General features: G+C 62.5%; 20 protein-coding genes and 1 tRNA gene. 10 read left to right on the forward strand and 11 right to left on the reverse strand.

Annotated elements, in window-relative coordinates:
* Positions 1-231 (forward strand): hypothetical protein (locus tag VEJ16_18420; protein ID HYB11638.1); only part of this gene is annotated, 231 nt, incomplete at its 5' end.
* A gap of 54 nt (positions 232-285) precedes the next feature.
* Here VEJ16_18420 and VEJ16_18425 read toward each other — a convergent pair.
* Positions 286-361 (reverse strand) — tRNA-Ala (locus tag VEJ16_18425).
* A 209-nt stretch (positions 362-570) separates the two neighbouring features.
* Between VEJ16_18425 and VEJ16_18430 the strand changes: the two genes are divergently transcribed.
* The 3 genes from VEJ16_18430 (at position 571) to folD (ending at position 2,262) form a co-directional block, all read left to right on the forward strand.
* The gene (locus tag VEJ16_18430; protein HYB11639.1) at positions 571-876 is read left to right on the forward strand and encodes a YggT family protein; all 306 of its coding nucleotides are present in this window, start codon (positions 571-573) and stop codon (positions 874-876) included.
* Between the two features lie 197 nt (positions 877-1,073).
* Positions 1,074-1,382 carry a DUF167 family protein gene (locus VEJ16_18435; GenBank protein HYB11640.1) on the forward strand — a complete coding sequence of 103 codons (309 nt, stop codon included), beginning with the start codon at positions 1,074-1,076 and terminating at the stop codon, positions 1,380-1,382.
* Positions 1,375-2,262: a bifunctional methylenetetrahydrofolate dehydrogenase/methenyltetrahydrofolate cyclohydrolase FolD gene (folD, locus tag VEJ16_18440; protein HYB11641.1), complete on the forward strand. Its 888-nt coding sequence runs from the start codon at positions 1,375-1,377 to the stop codon at positions 2,260-2,262. The genes VEJ16_18435 and folD overlap by 8 nt, the downstream gene beginning before the upstream one ends.
* Before the next feature lie 48 nt (positions 2,263-2,310).
* Here the strand turns inward: folD and VEJ16_18445 are convergent, their stop codons facing one another.
* From VEJ16_18445 to VEJ16_18460, 4 genes are all read right to left on the reverse strand, one after another.
* A complete protein-coding gene (locus VEJ16_18445) occupies positions 2,311-3,519 on the reverse strand; it encodes an argininosuccinate synthase (protein ID HYB11642.1) in 1,209 nt (402 codons plus the stop codon).
* Between the two features lie 114 nt (positions 3,520-3,633).
* Positions 3,634-4,767 carry a 23S rRNA (adenine(2503)-C(2))-methyltransferase RlmN gene (gene rlmN / locus VEJ16_18450; protein HYB11643.1) on the reverse strand — a complete coding sequence of 378 codons (1,134 nt, stop codon included), beginning with the start codon at positions 4,765-4,767 and terminating at the stop codon, positions 3,634-3,636.
* Positions 4,768-4,988: 221 nt separating this feature from the next.
* A complete protein-coding gene (locus VEJ16_18455) occupies positions 4,989-5,576 on the reverse strand; it encodes an invasion associated locus B family protein (GenBank protein HYB11644.1) in 588 nt (195 codons plus the stop codon).
* Between the two features lie 168 nt (positions 5,577-5,744).
* A complete protein-coding gene (locus tag VEJ16_18460; protein ID HYB11645.1) occupies positions 5,745-6,479 on the reverse strand; it encodes an RNA methyltransferase in 735 nt (244 codons plus the stop codon).
* Here VEJ16_18460 and VEJ16_18465 point away from each other — a divergent pair.
* Both VEJ16_18465 and VEJ16_18470 read left to right on the forward strand, forming a co-directional pair.
* Positions 6,478-7,527: an asparaginase gene (locus VEJ16_18465; GenBank protein ID HYB11646.1), complete on the forward strand. Its 1,050-nt coding sequence runs from the start codon at positions 6,478-6,480 to the stop codon at positions 7,525-7,527. The genes VEJ16_18460 and VEJ16_18465 overlap by 2 nt on opposite strands.
* A gap of 29 nt (positions 7,528-7,556) precedes the next feature.
* Positions 7,557-8,540 carry an NADPH:quinone oxidoreductase family protein gene (locus VEJ16_18470; protein ID HYB11647.1) on the forward strand — a complete coding sequence of 328 codons (984 nt, stop codon included), beginning with the start codon at positions 7,557-7,559 and terminating at the stop codon, positions 8,538-8,540.
* Between the two features lie 44 nt (positions 8,541-8,584).
* Here the strand turns inward: VEJ16_18470 and VEJ16_18475 are convergent, their stop codons facing one another.
* Positions 8,585-8,923 (reverse strand): antibiotic biosynthesis monooxygenase, encoded by a 339-nt coding sequence (locus VEJ16_18475; GenBank protein ID HYB11648.1) that lies wholly within the window; start codon positions 8,921-8,923, stop codon positions 8,585-8,587.
* Positions 8,924-9,067: 144 nt separating this feature from the next.
* Complete coding sequence (locus VEJ16_18480) at positions 9,068-9,319, reverse strand: DUF1127 domain-containing protein (GenBank protein HYB11649.1); 252 nt, start codon at positions 9,317-9,319, stop codon at positions 9,068-9,070.
* Positions 9,320-9,472: 153 nt separating this feature from the next.
* Between VEJ16_18480 and VEJ16_18485 the strand changes: the two genes are divergently transcribed.
* The gene (locus VEJ16_18485; protein ID HYB11650.1) at positions 9,473-10,390 is read left to right on the forward strand and encodes a transcriptional regulator GcvA; all 918 of its coding nucleotides are present in this window, start codon (positions 9,473-9,475) and stop codon (positions 10,388-10,390) included.
* Between the two features lie 176 nt (positions 10,391-10,566).
* On the opposite strand, the gene VEJ16_18490 is transcribed toward VEJ16_18485, so the two are convergent.
* Together VEJ16_18490 and VEJ16_18495 are read right to left on the reverse strand one after the other, a co-directional pair.
* Positions 10,567-11,763 (reverse strand): pyridoxal phosphate-dependent aminotransferase, encoded by a 1,197-nt coding sequence (locus tag VEJ16_18490; GenBank protein HYB11651.1) that lies wholly within the window; start codon positions 11,761-11,763, stop codon positions 10,567-10,569.
* Positions 11,760-13,763: an acetoacetate--CoA ligase gene (locus tag VEJ16_18495; GenBank protein ID HYB11652.1), complete on the reverse strand. Its 2,004-nt coding sequence runs from the start codon at positions 13,761-13,763 to the stop codon at positions 11,760-11,762. The genes VEJ16_18490 and VEJ16_18495 overlap by 4 nt, the downstream gene beginning before the upstream one ends.
* A 324-nt stretch (positions 13,764-14,087) precedes the next feature.
* Between VEJ16_18495 and VEJ16_18500 the strand changes: the two genes are divergently transcribed.
* Together VEJ16_18500 and VEJ16_18505 are read left to right on the forward strand one after the other, a co-directional pair.
* Complete coding sequence (locus VEJ16_18500) at positions 14,088-14,849, forward strand: SDR family NAD(P)-dependent oxidoreductase (protein ID HYB11653.1); 762 nt, start codon at positions 14,088-14,090, stop codon at positions 14,847-14,849.
* 11 nt (positions 14,850-14,860) lie between these two features.
* Positions 14,861-15,256: a metallopeptidase family protein gene (locus tag VEJ16_18505; GenBank protein ID HYB11654.1), complete on the forward strand. Its 396-nt coding sequence runs from the start codon at positions 14,861-14,863 to the stop codon at positions 15,254-15,256.
* A gap of 6 nt (positions 15,257-15,262) precedes the next feature.
* Here VEJ16_18505 and VEJ16_18510 read toward each other — a convergent pair whose 3' ends face one another.
* Positions 15,263-16,552 (reverse strand): D-amino acid dehydrogenase, encoded by a 1,290-nt coding sequence (locus VEJ16_18510; protein HYB11655.1) that lies wholly within the window; start codon positions 16,550-16,552, stop codon positions 15,263-15,265.
* Between the two features lie 244 nt (positions 16,553-16,796).
* Here VEJ16_18510 and phnN point away from each other — a divergent pair, with 244 nt between their 5' ends.
* Positions 16,797-17,357 (forward strand): phosphonate metabolism protein/1,5-bisphosphokinase (PRPP-forming) PhnN, encoded by a 561-nt coding sequence (gene phnN / locus VEJ16_18515; GenBank protein ID HYB11656.1) that lies wholly within the window; start codon positions 16,797-16,799, stop codon positions 17,355-17,357.
* Here phnN and VEJ16_18520 read toward each other — a convergent pair.
* Complete coding sequence (locus VEJ16_18520) at positions 17,323-19,080, reverse strand: EAL domain-containing protein (GenBank protein HYB11657.1); 1,758 nt, start codon at positions 19,078-19,080, stop codon at positions 17,323-17,325. The two genes, phnN and VEJ16_18520, sit on opposite strands and share 35 nt — an antisense overlap.
* Between the last annotated feature and the right edge of the window lie 125 nt (positions 19,081-19,205).

Here is a 19,205-nt window from a genome sequence, read left to right on the forward strand (position 1 = left end):
CTCGGAAAAGAGGGCATCGCATCTCACGGAAGCCATCCGCACAAGCTCACACGCGGCTTTGTAATCGCTCGTCCTCAACGTCTCGCGTATCTCAAGCTTGTTGATGACCGGCCGCAACTCATCCGGCACACGCCGGCGGAAAAAGAAACGGTTGCCTCGTCGTTGAAGGTGAGGACAGGCTTGTGCCAAATAGGGGCCTTGTGTACCAGTTTTGTGTACCAATATGCCTAAAGGGACCCCTTGCAAACAAGCAAAATATGTGGCTTCAGGGGGTTACCGGGGAATTGGTGGAGCCGAGGGGGATCGAACCCCTGACCTTCGCATTGCGAACGCGACGCTCTCCCAGCTGAGCTACGGCCCCAAATCGCTCGGTCTCAAGGCGGGTCGGGATAATGTGTGCGAGCCCCGGCCGTGTCAAGGACAAGCGCTCAGCGCGACGCCGAGTCGCGGAAATACGCCTTAGGCCATGGAAAAGCTGAGGATTTCCCGCTCGAACTGGCTTGTCGGCCTTGCCACCTATCGCCGCAACGGATAGGGTTCTGCATCGAGCGCCCAGATCGGAACGCCACCATGGATGTCATCGTCGACCCGCTCCTTATCGTCCTTCACGAGCTCCTCGAGTTCTACAAATGGCTCGTGATCGTGGCGGCAATCATGAGCTGGCTGATTGCATTCGGCGTGATCAATACCTATAACCGCGCGGTCTACACGATTAACGACTTTCTCTACCGAGTGACGGAGCCTGCGTTGCGTCCAATCCGGCGCTTGATGCCCAACCTCGGGGGGGTCGACATATCGCCGGTCATTCTGATCTTCGCGATTTGGCTCGTGCAGATGGTCCTGGAGAGAATTCAGCTCGCCATCCATGGGCTCTAGTGTGGTGGATTTGAAGTTCCTAGCATTTTGGTGGCAGCCGCGTTTAGGAACTTCAAATCCGAAAACCACACTCGATACAACATATTGCTAGTGTGGCTATGAATCCGAAATTCGCTCACGGTCCCGCACCCAGATGTGGCGAATTTCGGATTCGCCACACTAGTTCAAAATCACCATTCAACGTCGCGGGCGACGGGGTGCGCGTCGCCGTCAGGCTCGCTCCCAAATCGGCGAGCGAGCGCATTCAAGGCCTCGTGCGGGATGCCGACGGCTCGGTCCGTCTGAAGGCCGCTGTCACGGCTGCGGCGGCGGACGGCAAAGCAAATGCGGCCCTCATAGCACTCCTCGCCAAGACCTGGGATGTTCCGAAATCGAACATCACGCTCGTCCAAGGGGCCGCCAGCAGGCGCAAATCCCTTCACCTCGCGGCAGAACCCAAGATGCTTCTCGAGCGGCTTGAGCGCTGGCTCAGCGAATTTACGGGACCCACGGAAAGGCATGGCTGACGCGAAAATAATCGACGGCAAGGCGTTCGCCGAGGCGCTACGTGCGAACATTGCAAAGGATGTGGCGGTACTCACGACCGCGCACAAGCTTACGCCCGGGCTCGCGGTGATTCTGGTCGGCGACAATCCGGCGAGCCGAGCCTATGTCGCCAGCAAGAAAAAGGCGACCGTCGAGGCTGGCATGCGCTCGATCGAGCGTTCGCTCCCCGCCTCGACGACCGAAGTGGCCTTGCTCTCAGAAATCGACCGCCTCAACGCCGATCGCGGCGTTCACGGCATCCTCGTGCAATTGCCGCTTCCGCGCCAAATCCGCGAGGCCGCGGTGATCGAAGCCCTCGACCCGCGTAAGGATGTCGACGGTTTCCATACGCGGAACGTGGGCCTGCTCTGGACCGGCGGCGACGGCTCGGTGCCGTGCACCCCGCTCGGCTGCCTCATGCTGCTCAAGGAAACCTTGGGCGATCTCGCCGGTGTGCGCGCGATCGTCGTGGGCCGTTCCAATATCGTGGGCAAGCCGCTTGCCAACCTTCTGTTGCGCGAGAGCTGCACGGTCACGATCGCCCATTCGCGCACGCGGGAACTCGCCCAAGAATGCCGTCGTGCCGACATCCTCGTGGCCGCCATCGGAAAGCCCGAGACCGTGCGAGGCGATTGGATCAAACCGGGTGCGACCGTGATCGATGTCGGCATCAACCGCGTGGCGACGGAAACGCCGGGAAAATCCCGCCTCGTCGGCGACGTGGCGTTTGCCGAGGCCGTCAAGGTCGCGGGCGCCATTACGCCCGTGCCCGGCGGCGTGGGACCGATGACGATCGCCTGCCTGCTGCGCAACACCCTCCACGCCGCGCGCCGGCAAGCGGGGGTCGAACCTTCGACCTAATAACCGCCGCGCGCCGGCGTCGACCGGTGCAATCCGATCGGGCAAGCCTCAGTCGCGCGCTTTCTTGAGCAAGCGCAAGCGAAGTGCGTTGAGCCGGATGAATCCGGCGGCGTCCCGCTGGTCATAGACCCGATCCTCTTCGAAGGTCACGTGTGCGAGGCTATAAAGCGAGTGCGGCGATTTGCGGCCGACCACGCGAACATGCCCCTTGTAGAGCTTCAGGCGCACGGTGCCCTCGACGCGCTCCTGGCTCTTGTCGATCGCTGCTTGGAGCATCTCGCGCTCGGGCGAAAACCAAAATCCATTATAGATCAACTCGGCATAGCGCGGCATGAGCTCGTCCTTGAGGTGCGCGCTGCCGCGATCGAGGCAGATGCTTTCGATCCCGCGATGGGCCTCATGGAGGATCGTGCCGCCAGGTGTCTCGTAAACGCCGCGCGACTTCATGCCGACGAAGCGGTTCTCGACGAGGTCGACGCGGCCGACGCCATGCTTGCCGCCAAGCTCGTTCAGCCGCACAAGCAGCTTGGCGGGCGACAAGCGCTCGCCGTTGACCGCAACCGCGTCTCCTCTCGCGAAGTCGATCTCGACATATTCGGGCCGGTCGGGTGCTTTCTCGGGCGGGACGGTGCGGCTATAGACAAACTCCTCCGGCTCATGCCAGGGATCCTCGAGCACTTTGCCTTCGGCCGAGATATGCAACATGTTGGCGTCGACCGAAAAAGGCGCTTCGCCGCGCTTGTCCTTCGAGATCGGTATCTGATGCTTCTCGGCATATTCGAGAAGCTTCGTGCGAGAGGTGAGATCCCATTCGCGCCAGGGCGCTATCACCTTGATATCGGGCTTAAGCGCATAGTAGGTGAGCTCGAATCGCACCTGGTCGTTGCCCTTGCCGGTGGCGCCATGGGCGACGGCGTCGGCCCCTGTCTTGTCGGCGATCTCGATCTGGCGTTTCGCGATCAGGGGTCGCGCGATCGACGTGCCGAGCAGGTAGACGCCTTCATAAAGAGCGTTGGCGCGGAACATCGGGAAGACGAAATCCCGCACGAACTCCTCGCGAAGATCGTCGATGAAGATCTCCTTCACACCCATGAGCTCGGCCTTGCGCCGTGCCGGCTCGAGCTCCTCGCCCTGGCCGAGATCGGCGGTAAAGGTCACCACCTCGCAGCGATAGGTGTCCTGCAGCCAGCGCAGGATGATCGAGGTATCGAGCCCGCCTGAATAGGCAAGCACCACCTTTTTTACATCATTGGCCATGGTTGGCTCCGCATCGAGGGTCCCGGAATGGCGCGGCAGTATAGGGATGTGCGCCCGGATCGCAACAGCGGCGGGCCGACTGGATCGGTGCAGGGAGGTGCGCAGCGCACTCTATTAAAGGGGAGGGTTCACATCGAGAAGCTTCGCCCGTTCGCTTGCCCGAGGTTTCTTGCTCTCCGATTTGAGTTGGCCGCAAGCGGCGGAGATGTCCCGTCCCCGTGGCGTGCGCACGGGTGCGTGGTAGCCGGCACTCATCACGATATCGGCGAATGTCTTGATCGTCGCATCGTCGGAGCACTCATACGGTGCGCCGGGCCAGGGGTTGAAGGGTATGAGATTCACTTTCGACGGGATGCCTCGGATAAGGCGCACCAGTTCCCGCGCGTCGCCAGGCGAATCGTTGACGCCCTTGAGCATGACGTATTCGAAGGTGATGCGGCGATTGGGATTGAGTGCGGCGTAGTCCCGGCAGGCGTCGAGCAATTCCGCGATCGGGTATTTCCTGTTGAGCGGGACGATCACGTCGCGCAACTCGTCGCGCACGGCATGGAGCGAGAGCGCCAGGTTGACTCGAAGTTCCTTTGCGCATCTGCGGATCTGGGGGACGACGCCAGAGGTCGAGAGCGTGATCTTGCGCCGCGAAATCGCGATGCCGTCGCCGTCCATCATGATGCGAAGCGCCTTGGCGACGTTGTCGAAATTATAAAGCGGCTCTCCCATTCCCATCATGACGATGTTCGAAATCATACGCCCGTCTTCGGGCGACGGCCACTCGCCGATCGCGTCCCGTGCGAGCATGAGCTGGCTGACGATTTCTCCGGCATCGAGATTTCGCACGAGCTTCATCGTGCCGGTGTGGCAGAATTTGCAAGTGAGCGTGCAGCCGACCTGGGACGAGACGCAAAGCGCACCTCGATCCTCCTCGGGAATGTGCACACTTTCGATCAGGTTGCCGTCGGCGAGCTTGACGAGCCACTTGCGGGTACCGTCGACCGAGTGCTGCGCGCGCGCAACCTCGGGGCGGGCCAGAACGTAGCGTTCGGCGAGTGTCGCCCGAAAAGATTTGGCGAGTGTCGTCATAGCCTCGAAGTCGACGACGCCGCGATTGTAGATCCAATGCCAAAGCTGGCGCGCGCGAAACCGCTCGGCGCCGAGGCTTGCCAGCTCGTCCTCGAGTTCCTCGCGTGAAAGCCCGATCAGGTTCCTTCGAGGCTCCCCGGCGGATGCATTCTCGACGGCAGCGCTCATCGCCTTATCATATAAGTGCTGCACCATCGGCGGTAAATGCCGCGGGGTACCCCGGCCCGTTCGCCGACCGCTGAATGCCGATCCCCGAATAGTTGATACGCTTCCTTGCCCTCACGGCTAAAAACCGGCCCAACGAACTCAATCGATTCGCCCGCATCTGCGGGGATGCATTGCGGCGGTACGGTCGACCCGCTGGTGTGGCGGATTTCGGATTCGCCACACTAGCTCTTCACGCCGCAGGCCTTGCTCGCGACCTGGTAGGCCTTTGCAAAACCGTTCAGAGAGTAACTGTCCTTGGTCTTGGTGCCCTTTTCCGTCACGGCCTCGACAACCGCATCCTTGCCGTTCTTGAAGGCTTCGACGACTTTCTCGTCGTCCTTCGACCAGGCCCGCTTGCCTTGGGTATAGAGCTTGAACTTGTCGCGCCCGACGGCGAGGTCGACTTCGCTGTCCTTTTTGTATTCGTAATCCGCGGCAATGCTGACCACGCCAAAGCTTTTCTGGGACGGCCAGTGGGAGACGAGGATATTCGTCTCGCCCAGTTTGCCTTGATGGCCCACGCTATTCTTGGGGAAGCTCGCGACGTAGCACGTATCGCCTTTGGCGTCTTTGTAGGTGAGCGCCTGCCAATCGCCGAACTCGCCGACAACCTTGGCCTTTTGGTCCGACGGTGGTGCCGTCGTTTTGTCCTGGGCTTTCGGCGCTTGGCCCTGCGGGGTTTGCTGCGCCGGCGCCGGTGCGGAGCTCAATCCGAATGCAAGTGCCACGGCGAAAGTGGCCGCGAGTGCGAGGAGACTTTTCTTTGACATCGTTCCATCACTCATGTGGTTTAGCGTCGTCATTCTAGTGTGGTGGATTCGAAGTTCCTATGATTTTGGTGACAGCCACGCTTAGGAACTTCAAATCCACCACACGAGAAGAGACGGCCGGCCGCGGAACAGCCTTATTCTACGATCGCCGGGACCTCGATGGACCTCTCACGTCACGCCGGCCCTGCGGCGGCGAAATATGGGCGCGCCATGAACCGGCGCGGGCAGAGGCTCAACCACTTGACCCGACGCGATCGGGCGGGCTGCGAATCGGCCGAGAGTTAGCAACCGGTCGTACATGACGACCGCACCGGCGAGTCCGAGGTTGAGGGAGAATTTCGTCGGAATTTTGACGACGTGGGCGCAACGCGCCAAAAGTTCGCCCGAAAGTCGTCCTCGTTCGGGCCCGAGCACATAGGCGGCCTGGCGCGGATGGGGAAAACTCGGCAGCTCGATCGCCTCGTCGAGGAGTTCGATCCCGACGAGGGCACATCCCTTGGGAAGCTCGAACGAGGCAACATCACCGTATTCGTGGAGCGGCACTTGCGAAGAAGTCTTGGATGTATCGCTTCGCTCGCCTTCCCGGCGGCTGTATTTGGCGCCGATCGTGAAGATGAAGCTTGCTCCGAAGGCATGGGCCGTGCGCCAAAGACTGCCCAGATTCATGGGTTTGGAAATGCCCTCGACGCCGATGCCGAAATACCCGCGCATGGGGACACCTTGCACGGCACCCCACGGCAAGGCAAGGTGCTTGGCGGAAGGCGGTCGCCTGGACCCGAGCGGATGGGCAAGAACCCCCTCGATGAGGGCCAAGAGGCGTCCGCTCGCCTGTGGCGGTCGGTCCGGATCGCCGCTCGACGGACAACAATACCGGCCGAGAAGCCGAGAGGAGCTTTCGCACATGAGGCCATCTCCCTCCGAAACGATCCGCGTGCAAGTTGAGGCGAACCCGGTCCTCGTCACAATCGTCCGCGGAGCGGCCATTGAGAGCCGCCACCGCGGTGCCGCCGCCGTGGTCGACGCGCACGGCAAGATCGTCCACGCCTGGGGCGACGTCGAGCAGGCCGTCTTTCCCCGCTCGGCGATCAAGCCGCTTCAGGCAATCGCGGTCATCGAGACCGGTGCTGCCGACGCTTTCGGGCTCAGTGACGCGGAACTCGCGTTGACATGCGCCTCTCATAGCGGCGAGCCCAAGCATGCCGATATGGTGAAGTCCTGGCTGGAGCGGATCGGACTGGGCGTCGAGCATCTCGAATGCGGCGCACACCCGCCCTATTATGCGCCGGCGCACGAAGCGATGATCCGGGATGGCCGGAAACCGACTGCCGCGCACAACAATTGCTCTGGAAAGCATTCGGGGATGCTTTCCGCCTCGCGCCACATGGGTGAAGCGACGAAGGGCTACATCAAGCTCGATCATCCCGCACAGCGGCGCTGGATGAAAACAGTCGGCGAATTGTGCGGTGTCGATCTCGGCCGCGCACCCATGGGGATCGACGGGTGCAGCATCCCGACCGTGGCCATTCCCATCGTCGCGATGGCGCGCGGCATGGCGAGGCTGGCGAGCCAGGCCGGCCTTCATGCGGAGCGAGTCGCCGCTGCAAGGCGCGTCGTCGCCGCCGCGACCGGGCACCCGGACCTTGTCGCGGGGACCGGTCGCTTCAATACCGTGGTGATGGAGGGGTTGAGCGGACGGGTTCTATTAAAGGGTGGGGCTGAAGGCGTCTATTGCGCGGCGATTCCAAGCCTCGGGTTCGGCATCGCGCTCAAGATAGACGATGGCGCCGGTCGCGCTGCCGAGGTCGCGACGGCAGCAATTCTGCGGCATGTGGGTGCGATCGACGATACGAACTGGACCGCGCTGGCGGATGCCTGTCGGCCCAAGATCAGCAACTGGAACCACTTCGAGGTGGGCGAGATCAGGGCGGCGAACGGCTGGCTCGCCGGTTAGCCGACCTTCAAAAAGGCGGGGGTTCCGCGATGAAAGCTGTCCTGTGCAAGGCTTGGGGCGATCCGGGGTCGCTCGATTTCGGGGAGGTCCCGGCACCGGCCCTCAAGCCCGGCCACATCCGCATTGCGGTTCACGGCGCCGGGATCAACTTCGCCGATACGCTCATGATCGCGGGCAAGTACCAGGAAAAGCCGGACTTCCCGTTCAGCCCGGGCTTGGAAGTTGCCGGCGTGGTGAGCGAAGCGGCACCCGAAGTGACGCATCTCAAGGCAGGCGATCGGGTGATGGCCTACACCGGCCACGGCGGCTTTGCCGAAGAAGCGGTTGTACCCGCGGTCCAGGCCTTCGTCGTTCCAAAGACCATGGACCTCGTGACCGCGGCGGGCTTTCCCGTCGCTTACGGCACCTCTCACGTGGCACTCGCCTATCGCGCCAATCTACGGCCCGGCGAAACGCTCCTTGTCAATGGCGCCTCGAGCGGGGTCGGCCTTACCGCCGTCGAGATCGGCAAGGTGATCGGCGCCACGGTGATTGCGACCGCCGGCTCGCCGGAAAAGCTCGAGGTGGCCCGCAAGGCGGGCGCCGATCACGGGATCGACTATTCCCGCGAGGACATCCGGGAACGCGTTAAGGCGATCACGGAGGGCAGGGGTGCGGACGTGATCTACGACCCCGTGGGCGGTGACGTGTTCGATGCCTCCTTGCGTTCGATTGCATGGGATGGCCGGCTCGTCGTGATCGGTTTTGCGTCCGGCCGAATCGCCCAGGCGCCGACCAATTACATCCTCATCAAGAATTGTGCGGTGATCGGGGTGCTTTGGGGTGCGAGCGTGCGCCGCGATCCAGCACTCGCACGCAAGAGCTATGACGAACTCTTCCGCTGGTACGAAGAAGGCAAGCTCAGGCCCCTCGTCTCGCGCACGATCCCGCTCGCAGAAGCGGGCGAAGCCTTGAGCCTCATGATGGCGCGAAAAATCACCGGCAAAGTCGTGCTGACGACAGGCCACACCTGATGACACTGGCGTTCAGCCGGGCGTGTGCGACAGCTTGCCGCGATTTATCTCTCTGAAGCCGCATGCGTCGCCGCTCGCTCGTCGCGAAAATCGTAGTCGCGCACGACTGCTGCAACACGGATGCGGAAATGCTTGAAAATGCCGCCCTTGCCGCGTGCCTGGGCCATCTGATGCTCGGCGTGGCCGCGCCAGATCTTGATCGCGGCCTCGTCGCGCCAGGTCGAGAGCGAGAGATATTTTCCCCTTTCGGTCAGGCTTTCGAAACGTTCGACCGAGACGAAGCCGTCGATCTTCTGAAGCTCCGATGCGAGCTCCTTCGCCAAGTCGAAATATTCGTGCGCGCGCCCTTCATTCGGGATCACCTCGAACACGACCACATGCATCGCAGCACCCCCTCTTCGCGCGTAAGGCCGCGATGATGCGTGTCCGGCACTCGCCTCGCAATGCAATTCTCCTCATCGAGTTCCTCTGTCGACATCGCTCATCGGAACTCCGAGGAGGATTGCACGCGAGGTGGAACCGCGAATTCATCTGCGCCAGAAGGGTTTGGCGTACTCGTGATAGGCTTCGCTCTGACCGAGGCCGATATCCTTCAATCCCTCCTCACCGAGGCTCATCAGTTCCCGCCTCTGGCGTGCACGCTCCCGCCAAAGATGGATTTGATGGGCAAGGGCCTGGGAGAGCTGAACGAGTCCGACGCGGATCTCGTGGCCTCCATGCCTGCCGCGGGGCTCCCGGCCTCCCGCAGCGCTCGACAGCTCCATGCTGATCTGGTTCATATCTGTTTTCCTCACAGGTTTCGGAAAGACTATTGGTTCTTTCCCGCATTGAAATTCATCTCGTGACTATTGATTTATGCCGTATTGCCCTTGCAAACAATCGATTACTTCTAATATAATACGTGAGATAAAATCACGTGAATGGAGGGACACGTGGCCCGCCGCCTTCCCCCGCTCAAGGCCCTGCCGGACTTCGAGGCCGCGGCCCGGCATCTGAGCTTCACCAAGGCCGCGGACGAGCTGCACGTCACCCATGGCGCCGTAAGCCGACAGGTGAAATCGCTCGAGGACTTTCTCGGTGTACAGCTTTTCCGCCGCCTCAACCGAGCACTTCGGCTGACCGATGAGGGCCAGGCCTACCTCTCGACCGTGCGTACGCTGCTCGAGGGGCTCGCAGAGGCGACCGACAGGATCCGCAAACGCGATGAGCAAGGCGGGCTCGTGGTCAGCACGACAATGTCATTCACGATCAAGTGGCTGGTGCCGCGCCTTGCCCGCTTTCGCGAGCGGCATCCGGAGATCGATGTACGCGTGCAGGCGGAAGACCAGGTCGTCGATTTCGTGCGCGACGGCGTCGATATCGGCATCCGGTATGGCCGCGGTGAATATCCGGGCCTCAAGTCGGACCGCCTCATGAGGGACGATTTCGTGCCTGTCTGCAGCCCGGCACTCCTCGATGGTGAGCATCCGCTGCGCCAGCCGAGCGATCTCAAATATCACGCCTTGCTTCACGAGATGGGGACCCAGATCGATTGGCGCACCTGGCTGATGGCGGCAGGGGTCGAAGGGGTCGATCCGTCGCGCGGACCCGTCTACAGCCATTCAAGCCTGATCATCCAGGCCGCGATCAACGGCGAAGGCGTCGCCCTCGGCCGGACGGCCCTCATCATGGAGGATCTGGCCGCCGGCCGTCTTGTCGTCCCATTCGATATCACGCTCAAGGCCGAGTACGCGTATTACGTCGTCTACCCGCCCCGTGCGATCGAACGCGCCAAAGTCCGCGCCTTTCGCGATTGGCTGCTCGAGGAGGCCGCGGCGGAGCAATCCCTGGCGGCAGTGGTGAGGGCGTAAGGGCCTCACCCTTCGAGACGGCGCTGCGCACCTCCTCAGGGTGAGGACTTCATTCTTACAAATAATCAACTTCATGGTGAGGAGGCCGCCGACGCGCTCCGCGCGTTTTCTTCCGCGTCACGCATAGAGGCGGCCGTCTCGAACCATGAAGGGGGCCGCGGAAACGACGAATGCGGCTAGCGGAGCACTTTCTTGATCCGCGCCATGGCTTCCTCGAGAAGGGAAGGTGCTTGGGCGAAGCAAAGCCGAAGATGGCCCTCCCCGCCGGCACCGAAGGCGGAGCCCGGTGCGAGGCCGACGCCGGCCTCCCGCACGAGGCGTTGCGCCATCGCCAGGCTGTCGGACATGTCCGCGACCTCGAAGAAGGCATAAAAGGCGGCATCGGGCGGAATGAAGCGAACACGGGGAATTTCGGCAAGATGATCGGCGACGATATCCCGGCCGGCACGGCAGCGCGCCACCATTTCCTTGACGAACGGCTCGCCCTTCCGGAGGGCCGTGGCGGCTGCCGGTTGAAGAAAGGTCGGCACGCCGCTCGTGTTGTAGCCGACCAGCTCGCCGATGATGTCGCCGAGTGGGGCGGGTGCCGTGATCCAGCCCATGCGCCAGCCGGTCATCGCCCATGCCTTCGAGAAGGTATTGGCGATGAACACCGGATCGCCGGGTTCGGCGATTTCAAGGAAAGACGGGGCCGTATTCGAGTTGTAGACAAGCCGATGGTAAACCTCGTCCGCCAGGATCCAGATGTTCCGCTCGCGGCAGAAATCGAGCAGCGCCTTTTGTTCCTCGCGCGTCATCATCCAGCCCGTGGGGTTGTTGGGCGAGTTGATGAAGAACATGCGCGTGTCCTGGTCGGCGGCGTCGAGGAGCTTGTTGAGGTCGAGCTTCCAGCGACCTTGCTCCTGGTCGAGTACGACTTGGCGCAGCTCCGCACCCATGATGTGAACGGTCGCACTCCCGTTCGGCCAAGCGGGCGAAACGGTCACCACGTTGTCGCCCTTCTCGACCACGAGCTCCATGAGCACCATGATCGCGTTCATTCCCGCGGCCGTGATCGTCACGCGATCCATGTCGATTTTGCGGCCGTATAGGCCCGACATGTAATCGGCGAGGGCCTGGCGCAGGTCCGGTATCCCCCGCTTGTGAGTGTAGAAGGTCTCACCCCGATCGATCGCCGCCTTGGCGGCCTCGCGGATGAATTCGGGCGTGGTCACGTCCGACTCGCCATACCAGAGCGGGATCACGCGCGGATCGCCGAGGGCGAGCTTCGAAACTTCGCTGATCCGCTGCGGCTCAAGGGCCGAAATATCCGCACGGATCCGTCCGGCCAGGCGCTCCGCCTTGCCGAAGATTTTGGTCAGAATCTGGTTCAACGCTTGAGCTCCGGGATTTCCTTGAAGAGTTCGAGGGCTTCGGGATTGGCGAGGGCTTCGATGTTCTTGACTGACCGGCCGTGGACCACATCGCGCACGGCGAGTTCGACGATCTTGCCGGATTTCGTGCGCGGAATGTCATGAACCTGGACGATCTTCGCCGGGACGTGCCGTGGCGTGGTGTTTCTCTTGATCTGCGCCTTGATCTTGTCGATGAGCACCGCATCGAGCTTGAGGTCGTCGTGCAGTTTGACGAAAAGGACGACGCGCACGTCGCCGTCCCAGTCCTGCCCGATCACGATGCTTTCGACCACCTCGTCGAGCTGCTCGACCTGCCGGTAGATTTCGGCCGTGCCGATGCGCACGCCTCCCGGCTTGAGCGTGGCGTCCGAGCGGCCGTAAATGACGATCCCGCCATGCTCGGTCACCATGCACCAGTCGCCGTGACACCACACGCCGGGAAATTTCTCAAAATAGGCGGCGTGATATTTCTTGTCGCCGGGATCGTCCCAGAAGCCGACCGGCATCGACGGAAATGGTTTCGTGCAAACAAGCTCGCCCTTCTCGCCCTCGACCGCTTTACCGTCTTCGTCGAAGACCTCGACGGCCAAACCGAGCAGAGGCCCTTGGATTTCGCCGCGCCAGACTGGGCCGATTGGATTGCCGCCGACGAAGCACGCGACGATGTCGGTGCCGCCCGACACCGAGGCGAGGTGCACATCCTTTTTGACATAATTATAGACGTAATCGAAACCTTCGGGGACGAGTGGCGAGCCGGTCGAGCCGATTGCGCGCACCGTCGCGAGACTGTGGGTCTTGATCGGCTCGAGTTTGGCTTTGTGGCACGCATCGATGTACTTGGCCGAGGTGCCGAAAAAATTCATCCCGGTCGCATCCGCGAAATCGAAAACGACATTGCCGTCCGGATAAAACGGCGAGCCGTCATAGAGGAGAAGGGTGGCTTCGGCCGCGAGTGCCGAGACGAGCCAGTTCCACATCATCCAACCGCAGGTCGTGAACCAAAAGACCCGATCGCCCGGCCTGATGTCGCAATGGAGCTTGTGCTCCTTGAGGTGCGTGAGGAGAACGCCCCCGGCACCGTGGACGATGCATTTGGGCACACCCGTCGTTCCCGAAGAATAGAGAATATAGATCGGATGATTGAAGGGCAGCCGGCGGAACGCGATATCGCGCGGCTTGTAGTCGGATACGAAGTCGCCCATCGGCACGCCATTGCGGATGCCGCGGAGCGTGGGGGATGCGGACGCGTAGGGTACGACAACGACGCGCTCGAGCGTCGGCATCCCTGCGGCGATCTCGCTGAGGCGCTCGAGGCAGTCGTGGGTCTTCCCGTTATAGTGGTAGCCGTCGACCGCGAGCAGCACTTTCGGCTTGATCTGCCCGAAGCGATCGAGCACCCCCCGGACCCCGAAATCGGGTGAACTCGACGACCAGATGGCGCCGAGGCTCGTCGCCGCGAGCATGGCGATGACGGTCTCCGGCATGTTGGGAAGCCAGCCCGCAACACGGTCGCCCACCCCGACCCCCTGAGCCTCGAGCGCCTGGGCAAGGCGCGAGACCGCGTCATAAAGTTCGGCCCAGCTCAATGTGCGGCGCGCCTTGTCCTCGCCCCAGAAGACGATGGCGGGGCTTTTATCGCGCCGGCGAAGGAGATTTTCGGCGAAATTGAGCCGTGCCTGGGGGAAGAAGTGCACACCCGGCATTTTCCCGGGATTTTCGATTGTCACCTCGCCACGCGTTTCGGCGATCACCCCCGCGAAATCCCATGTCGACAGCCAGAATTTCTCCATCTCCTCGATCGAGAAGCGATGGAGGGATGCGTAATCCGTAGCCTTGACACCCCAATCCGCCTCGATCCTTGACATGAAGGCGCGCAGGTTGCTCCTGGCGATGCGCTCGGCATCCGGCCGCCAAAGGGGAGCATCAGCCCCTTCGGACCGGTTCTCTCGGGATTGGTGCCGGCGACGTGGCTCGGCCATTGTTTGCTCCGTCAGTTGGTTACCATTCGGGCCTTCAACGGCGTCGGGGATAGCTATACGCCGAGAGAAAGCATGGGTGGAAGAGGCTCGGCACCAAGCTCGACGCATGGCAGGTATGGCCAGCCGATAGCAAATCCGCATCCTCGGGGCGAGGCGGCTTGACGCCTTACCCGATCGCCCTCGCCACTCGGCGCGCCGTCTGCTAAGGAAATGTGCCTCGGCTGCGAACCGGACAACCCTTGGCAACTCGTGTGGCGAATCCGAAATTCGCCACATCGGGGGGCGGGACCGGGAGCGATTTCGGCACACCAGGAGGTTCTGGACATGGATCTGCGCGGACAAGCGGCACTTGTCACGGGTGGCGGCTCAGGGCTCGGTGCGGAAACCGCGCGCCATTTTGCGAAGGCCGATGCGAAAGTCGCGGTACTCGACCTGAACATGGAGGGTGCGGAGCAAGTCGCCCGCGAAATCGGCGGGCTTGCGGTCCGCTGCGACGTGTCCGACGCGAAAAGCGGCGAGGCCGCGGTGGCCGCCGCACGCGCGAAACACGGGACGGCGCGCATTCTCGTGAATTGCGCCGGAATCGGCCCTGCAGCACGCATCGTCGGCAAGGAAGGGCCAATGCCGCTCGATCAATTCTCGAAGGTGATCGCGGTCAACCTGATCGGCAGCTTCAACATGATGCGTCTTGCGGTGGCGGGCATGCTGACGCTCGACCCGCTCGCCGAGGGCGAGCGGGGCGTCGTCATCTCGACAGCCTCCGTCGCCGCCTATGAAGGGCAAATCGGGCAGGCCGCCTATTCGGCATCGAAGGGCGGCATCGTCGCCTTGACGCTTCCGGCGGCGCGAGAGTTCGCACGCTCCGGAATCCGCGTGCTTGCGATAGCACCCGGCCTGATCGCCACGCCGCTTCTTCTCGGCATGCCGCAACAGGTCCAGGAGAGCCTTGCCTCGCAAGTTCCCTTTCCAAGCCGCTTCGGCCGGCCGGATGAGTTCGCGCGGCTCTGCCTCCACATCATCGACAACGTGATGCTCAACGGCGAAGTCATCCGTCTCGATGGCGCAATGCGCATGCAGGCGAAATAGGGCTCCCTGCCGTGAAGGCCAAATTCGCGACCGCCCCTACGCTCGACGACCTCGAGGCGATCGGGCGGGAGGCCCTCAAGACGATACCCGAGACGCTGAGCCGGCATGTAAAGAATGTCGTCCTGCGCGTCGAGGATTTTCCCGACGAAGAGACCGAACGCGAGATGGGTCTGGAGAGTCCGTTCGAGCTGCTCGGCCTTTACCGCGGCGTGTCCCTCAACCGCAAAAGTGTATCCGACATGCCCCACGGCATCGACATGGTCTTCCTTTATCGTCGCCCGCTTCTCGATTATTGGTGCGAGACCGGCGAGGACCTGCACCATCTCGTGCGCCACGTCTTGATCCACGAGATCGGGCACCATTTCGGTTTCAGCGACGAGGACATGGAGGAAATCGAGGAGAGTTGACCGACCTCACGCGGCCTCGGCGGTCCTTCCGTTGGCCCTGGGGGTACCCGTGTAACGCTCGAGACCCAGCGCCTCCGCCGGATGTTCGGGCTGGCGGCCAAGGAGGAGATCGACAAGGATTCGGCTCGAGCCTGCCGACATCGTCCACCCCATATGGCCCTGTCCCGTGTTGAGCCAGAGATTCTCCAGCGGCGAGCGGCCGACGATCGGCGGTCCGTCGGGCGTCATGGGCCTGAGGCAGGCCCAATATTGCGGCTTGGAGAAATCGACCCCTTTCGGGAAAAGCTCCCGTGCAACCGCCAGCATGGAATTGAAATCGTCGGGTTTGTGGCTATTGTCGTAGCCGGAAAAATCGGCCGTGGCGGTCATGCGCAGCCGATCGCCCATTCCGCAATAAGCGACGAGAGAACCCTCGTCGACCCCGCCCACGGTCGGGGATAGGGCTGGATCGATCGGAAGCGTCAAGGAGAAGCCCTTGACCGGATAGACCGGCACTTCGATGCCGGCGGAGCGCGCGATGATCGAGCTGAAGCTTCCGAGCGACAGCACGTAGGCGTCCCCAGTCAAGGGCCCTTTGTCGGTCGAGACGGCGGAGACGCGCCCTCCTTTGGTCTCCAAGCCGCGAATCGCGGTGCCGAGGCGGAATTCAACGCCCAGACGCCGGCAGGCCTCGGCGAGTTGCACGGCGTAGGTGCGGCAATCCCCGCTGCCATCGGTCGGGCAATAGACCGCACCGGCAAGCTTGGCCGCGATCGGCGCCAAGGCCGGCTCGATTTCGACAGCGCGCTTGGCGTCGATGACCTCGACGGCATGGCCGTGCTCCTTCATCAAGGTCATGTTCTTGACCCCTTGTTCGAAATGCGCGGGGTCGCGGTAGAAAAACAGGAGCCCCTTCTTGAATTGGGAATACCGAAGTCCTTCTGCTGCCGCGATCTCTTCGAGCTTCTGCTGGCTGAAGCGGCAGAGCCGAAGTTTGACGAGCGTGTTGGCGCGGGCACTTTCCGCCGAGCAGGCACGCAGGAACTTTATTCCCCAGATCCAGAATCGCGGATCGAGGTTGAAGTGGAAGCGGTAGGCAAGATCGTCACGCCAGATCGATTGCAGCAGGAGCTTCGGCGCACGAGGCGAATTCCAGGTGAACGAGTGGCCGGGTGCGATGAGGCCCGCATTCGCGTAGCTCGTCTCTCCCGCGGCTTCGCCTTGACGATCGAGCACCACGACATCGTGACCGGCTTTGGCGAGGTAATAGGCGGTCGTGACTCCGACAATGCCGGCACCCATGACGATCGTCTTCATTCTCGCCCTCCCTGTCGCTGTGGCACTTCGGCCGTCTTCGGACGCGCTTGCAGCCGTGCGATGCTACGCGATGATCGGCACCTTGCAAAGGCCAGGGCAACCGTTGGCGAGGTGCGAGCGTAATGCTTTCCCGCCCCGGCGGTCGCCAAACCATCGATTCGGAGGCGTCCGGCCTATGGCAAAATAAGGCAAAGTGCTCAACGCAAACGCGTTGGCTTGAAGATTGGCAAGTGGAGGTGGGTGCGTGACGGAACGCGGCACATTATTCTTGATCGTGGGCCCGAGCGGGGCGGGCAAGGACTCGCTCATTGCGGCAGCGCGCGCCACCCTGGCCGAGGACCCGGACTTTATCTTCCCGCGCCGGCATATCACTCGGCCCGAGGCGGCCGGCGGGGAAGACCATATCGAGGTTTCCCCCGCCGTCTTCGAGACCGCCAAGCGAGGCGGCGCCTATAGCCTTACTTGGCGAAGTCATGGCCTATCCTACGGAATACCCGTGGGCATCGAGGAGGCGCTGGCGGACGGTTGCTCGGTCGTCATCAATGTCTCGCGATCGGTCCTCGAGGAGGCGCGCCGGCGCTATCAACCGTTATGGATCATCGTGGTAACGGCGCCCTGGCACGTGCTGTCGGAACGGCTCTCCCGCCGCGGTCGGGAGACCGCCGCCGACATCGCGGCGCGCATTGCGCGAGCGGGCGACGATTCGCCGTCCGGCCCCGACGTGGTGACGATCGAAAATGCCGGGGAACTTGCGGAGGCGGTAAAAAAATTTATCGCAGCCCTCTGCGACGGCCGCCGGCGCTGATCGCGGATTTTTTAAAACGATATGTTTCGCTTTCCATCCGTTCTCGCAGCCAAGCCGTAAGGATTTCGGCCGGGACCGGCGGAGAGACGAGATAGCCCTGGATGGCGCCGCACCCCGCCTTGCGAAGAAAGTCGTATTGCATCGCCGTCTCGACGCCTTCGGCGACAGTTCGAAGGCCGAGGCTGCGCCCAAGCCCGATGACCGCCGTGACGACCGCGGTGTCCCACGCCTCCTTCTCGATGTTTTGCACGAAACTCCGGTCGATCTTGAGGGTGTCCACCGGAAACCGCTTAATCGAGCCGAGCGGGAAATGGCCCGATCCGAAATCGTCGATAGCAACGCGTACGCCGACTGCGATCAATGCCGAGAGATCGGCGTTGTCGAGCTCTGCGGCGGCGCTGAAGGTCGTGTCGGCCAATTCGATCTCGAGCGCCTCCGGCTCCAAGTTGTAGTCCCTGAGGACTCGCATGATCGTATCGCTCGGCGCGTGCCGCATGATCTCGCGCGCTGAAAGGTTGACCGCGAGCCTGCCGGGCGCCAAGCCCATCTCCCGCCATTCTGCGAATTGAGCGCAAGCTGTGCCGAGAACCCATTCTCCTATCGGTCCGATCAACCCGCTTTGCTCGGCGAGGAACAGGAATCGCTCAGGCATGACGACGCCCATCTCGGGATGGCGCCAGCGCACCAGAGCCTCAACGCCAACCACATCGCCGGACGCGGGATCGATCTGAGGCTGATAGTGGAGCATGAGCTCGTCGCGCTCGAGCGTGCGGCGAAGCGAGCGTTCCATGATGAGCCGTTCGGCAGCCTCGGCCGTCATCTCCCGGGTGAAGAAATGATAACCGCCCCTGCCCGATTGCTTGGCGCGATACATGGCGGCGTCGGCGTGGCGCAGCAGTGCATTCGGCTCCCAGCCGCAACCCGGGTAGAGCGCAATACCCACGCTCGCCGAGATCGAAATGTCCCGACCCGAGATCGAGGCGGGGGCTTTGATCGCGTCCAATACCTTGTCGGCGATGCGCGCGATGTCGTGGCTGCTTGCGATCCCTTCGAGAACGATCGCGAATTCGTCGCCACCGAGCCGCGCCACCGTGTCCGTGGCGCGGACGACCGTGCCGAGGCGGAGTGCAACGAGGCGCAGGAGTTCGTCCCCGATCGCATGACCGAAGGCGTCGTTGATCGGTTTGAATCCGTCGAGGTCGACGAACAGGATCGCAACTTCCTTGTTGGTGCGCCGTGCGCGCGCGATTGCGCGATTGAGGCGGTGAAGGAACGTCGGACGATTGACAAGGCCGGTGAGCGGATCGTGGGCGGCGAGTTGTGAAAGCCGCCTTTCCGTGCGAATGCGCTCGAGGGCGAAGCGAACGGTGCGCAATAGCGTTTCGTCCGCGACACCGCGTGCGACGCAGTCCTGCGCACCCGCCTGAAGATAAGCGATCGCCGCGCGCTCATCGGTATCCGCGAGCACCACGACGACGGCGATGTCGGGTGCGACATCGCGCAAATGCGCAACCGTGGCCGGTCCCTCGGCGTCGGGCAAGCCGGGATCGAGCAGCACGGCGCAGCACCGCTCCTCATGAAGCGCGTCAAGGGCTGCAGCGACATTTTCGACGGCGACGCAGGCCGAGTGCGCTTGAGCGGCTGAGAGTCGGGCGGCAAACGCCGCTCCTTCGGGCATTGCGACAAGGATGCGGATCGTCTCGCTTTCGCCGCGTCGAACCATTCAATGGACCCTGATGCACCGCGCTTGGCCGAAGGACGGAGGTATCGGCGAAGTGGAAATACGCACGGTTCCCTTTCCCTGCACTGGCATTGTGCCAGCCATCTGAAAACAGAACGTTAAGGGAG

This window comes from Alphaproteobacteria bacterium (assembly GCA_035625915.1).
Lineage (GTDB): Bacteria > Pseudomonadota > Alphaproteobacteria > JACZXZ01 > JACZXZ01 > DATDHA01.

Excerpts from the sequence above, each read along its gene's own strand:
- VEJ16_18495 (HYB11652.1), bottom strand. The coding sequence starts at position 13,763 with ATGGCCGAGCCACGTCGCCGGCACCAATCCCGAGAGAACCGGTCCGAA.
- folD (HYB11641.1), top strand. The coding sequence starts at position 1,375 with ATGGCTGACGCGAAAATAATCGACGGCAAGGCGTTCGCCGAGGCGCTA.
- VEJ16_18455 (HYB11644.1), bottom strand. The coding sequence starts at position 5,576 with ATGTCAAAGAAAAGTCTCCTCGCACTCGCGGCCACTTTCGCCGTGGCA.
- VEJ16_18510 (HYB11655.1), bottom strand. The coding sequence starts at position 16,552 with ATGAAGACGATCGTCATGGGTGCCGGCATTGTCGGAGTCACGACCGCC.
- VEJ16_18500 (HYB11653.1), top strand. The coding sequence starts at position 14,088 with ATGGATCTGCGCGGACAAGCGGCACTTGTCACGGGTGGCGGCTCAGGG.
- VEJ16_18460 (HYB11645.1), bottom strand. The coding sequence starts at position 6,479 with ATGTGCGAAAGCTCCTCTCGGCTTCTCGGCCGGTATTGTTGTCCGTCG.
- VEJ16_18430 (HYB11639.1), top strand. The coding sequence starts at position 571 with ATGGATGTCATCGTCGACCCGCTCCTTATCGTCCTTCACGAGCTCCTC.
- VEJ16_18480 (HYB11649.1), bottom strand. The coding sequence starts at position 9,319 with ATGAACCAGATCAGCATGGAGCTGTCGAGCGCTGCGGGAGGCCGGGAG.
- VEJ16_18475 (HYB11648.1), bottom strand. The coding sequence starts at position 8,923 with ATGCATGTGGTCGTGTTCGAGGTGATCCCGAATGAAGGGCGCGCGCAC.
- VEJ16_18445 (HYB11642.1), bottom strand. The coding sequence starts at position 3,519 with ATGGCCAATGATGTAAAAAAGGTGGTGCTTGCCTATTCAGGCGGGCTC.
- VEJ16_18520 (HYB11657.1), bottom strand. The coding sequence starts at position 19,080 with ATGGTTCGACGCGGCGAAAGCGAGACGATCCGCATCCTTGTCGCAATG.
- rlmN (HYB11643.1), bottom strand. The coding sequence starts at position 4,767 with ATGAGCGCTGCCGTCGAGAATGCATCCGCCGGGGAGCCTCGAAGGAAC.
- VEJ16_18465 (HYB11646.1), top strand. The coding sequence starts at position 6,478 with ATGAGGCCATCTCCCTCCGAAACGATCCGCGTGCAAGTTGAGGCGAAC.
- VEJ16_18470 (HYB11647.1), top strand. The coding sequence starts at position 7,557 with ATGAAAGCTGTCCTGTGCAAGGCTTGGGGCGATCCGGGGTCGCTCGAT.